The following is a 2500-nucleotide window of genomic DNA, read 5'->3' as shown; positions in this document are numbered from 1 at the left end:
GGATGAAGGTAAGGTAACACTTACTGGAGGTCCGAACCAACACCCGTTGAAAAGGGTCTGGATGACTTGTGGCTAGGGGTGAAAGGCTAATCAAACCTGGAGATAGCTGGTTCTCCGCGAAAGCTATTTAGGTAGCGCCTCGGACGAATACCATCGGGGGTAGAGCACTGGATGGGCAATGGGGTCCCACAGACTTACTGAGCCTAACCAAACTCCGAATACCGATGAGTAATATCCGGGAGACACACGGCGGGTGCTAACGTCCGTCGTGAAGAGGGAAACAACCCTGACCTGCAGCTAAGGCCCCTAATTCATGGCTAAGTGGGAAAGCATGTGGGACGGCCAAAACAACCAGGAGGTTGGCTTAGAAGCAGCCATCCTTTAAAGATAGCGTAACAGCTCACTGGTCTAGATAAGCTGTCCTGCGGCGAAGATGTATCGGGGCTCAAGCCATGAGCCGAAGCTCGGGATGCACAGCGATGTGCGTGGTAGCGGAGCGTTCTGTGATATAGAACGCTGTCTCTTGTTAACCCAGCAATGGATTAACGCAGAGACACTGTTCTTTCTGTGAAGCCGGGCTGTAAGGCATCCGGTGGAGAGATCAGAAGTGAGAATGTTGACATGAGTAGCGACAAAGAGGGTGAGAGACCCTCTCGCCGAAAGTCCAAGGGTTCCTGCTTAAAGCTAATCTGAGCAGGGTAAGCCGGCCCCTAAGGCGAGGCCGAAAGGCGTAGTCGATGGGAACACGGTTAATATTCCGTGGCCAGGAGGATGTGACGGATCTCGAAGATTGTCTTCCCTTATCGGATTGGGAAGGCCGTTCAGAGGTTCCTGGAAATAGCCCTCCATCAGACCGTACCCTAAACCGACACAGGTGGACAGGTAGAGTATACCAAGGCGCTTGAGAGAACCACGTTTAAGGAACTCGGCAAAATGCTCCCGTAAGTTCGCGAGAAGGGAGCCCCGTCTGTACGCAAGTATGGGCGGGGGGCACAATCCAGGGGGTGGCGACTGTTTACTTAAAACACAGGGCTCTGCGAAGTCGTAAGACGACGTATAGGGTCTGACGCCTGCCCGGTGCCGGAAGGTTAAAAGGAGGGGTGCAAGCTCTGAATTGAAGCCCCGGTAAACGGCGGCCGTAACTATAACGGTCCTAAGGTAGCGAAATTCCTTGTCGGGTAAGTTCCGACCTGCACGAATGGCGTAACGATCTCCCCGCTGTCTCAAACGTGGACTCAGCGAAATTGAACTGTGTGTCAAGATGCACACTACCCGCGGTTAGACGGAAAGACCCCATGAACCTTTACTCTAGCTTTGCATTGGCATCAGGAATGTGATGTGCAGGATAGGTGGTAGGCATTGAAGCAGGGACGCCAGTCTCTGTGGAGCCATCCTTGAGATACCACCCTTCGCCTTCTTGATGTCTAACCGCGGCCCGTTATCCGGGTCCGGGACCCTGCATGGTGGGGAGTTTGACTGGGGCGGTCGCCTCCCAAATCGTAACGGAGGCGCGCGAAGGTTGGCTCAGACCGGTCGGAAATCGGTCGTTGAGTGCAATGGCAGAAGCCAGCCTGACTGCGAGACTGACAAGTCGAGCAGAGACGAAAGTCGGCCATAGTGATCCGGTGGTCCCAAGTGGGAGGGCCATCGCTCAACGGATAAAAGGTACTCTGGGGATAACAGGCTGATGATGCCCAAGAGTCCATATCGACGGCATCGTTTGGCACCTCGATGTCGGCTCATCTCATCCTGGGGCCGGAGCAGGTCCCAAGGGTACGGCTGTTCGCCGTTTAAAGAGGTACGTGAGCTGGGTTTAGAACGTCGTGAGACAGTTCGGTCCCTATCTGCCGTGGGTGCAGGAGGCTTGAGAAGAGTTGACCCTAGTACGAGAGGACCGGGTTGAACGAACCACTGGTGGACCAGTTATCGTGCCAACGGTAGTGCTGGGTAGCTATGTTCGGACAGGATAAACGCTGAAGGCATCTAAGCGTGAAGCCCCCTTCAAAACTAGGCCTCCCTTGAGGGCCGTGGAAGACCACCACGTCGATAGGCCAGAGGTGTAAGTGCAGCAATGCATTCAGCTGACTGGTACTAATTGCCCGATTGGCTTGATTTGATCCGGTAAAAGCAAGGCAACACGCCTCGCTTACCGACAGACAGCCATATACAAGCACCAAAAGTCGCACAGACCTGAACAATACATCGATGTTCGCCAGTTAAGCTGGCAAGTCTCTGTTCCGGTTTGGTGGTCATAGTGGTGGCTAAACACCCGATCCCATCCCGAACTCGGCCGTTAAGGGCCACTACGCCAATGGTACTGCGTCTTAAGACGTGGGAGAGTAGGTCACCGCCAAACCTGATCAGAGACTTCTCTCTCCAATACGATACAAACTCCCCTCATACTAACCCCGAGGGGATACGGCCGCGGGGTGGAGCAGCCAGGTAGCTCGTCAGGCTCATAACCTGAAGGTCACAGGTTCAAATCCTGTCCCCGCAACCA

At 54.4% G+C, this 2500-nt stretch carries 1 tRNA gene and 2 rRNA genes (1 of these 3 cut by a window edge); all 3 read left to right on the top strand.

What is annotated here, in order from left to right:
- A 23S ribosomal RNA gene (locus HOY34_RS21575) occupies positions 1-2116 on the top strand; it begins 721 nt to the left of the window's first position.
- Positions 2117-2241: 125 nt separating this feature from the next.
- Positions 2242-2356: ribosomal RNA gene (gene rrf / locus HOY34_RS21570) — 5S ribosomal RNA — on the top strand.
- A gap of 67 nt (positions 2357-2423) precedes the next feature.
- Positions 2424-2500 (top strand) — tRNA-Met (locus HOY34_RS21565).

The organism is Pseudogemmobacter hezensis (genome assembly GCF_013155295.1).
Taxonomy (GTDB): domain Bacteria; phylum Pseudomonadota; class Alphaproteobacteria; order Rhodobacterales; family Rhodobacteraceae; genus Pseudogemmobacter; species Pseudogemmobacter hezensis.
The sequence above is the reverse complement of the archived record's forward strand: the minus strand, read 5'-3'. Positions and strand labels throughout refer to the sequence as shown.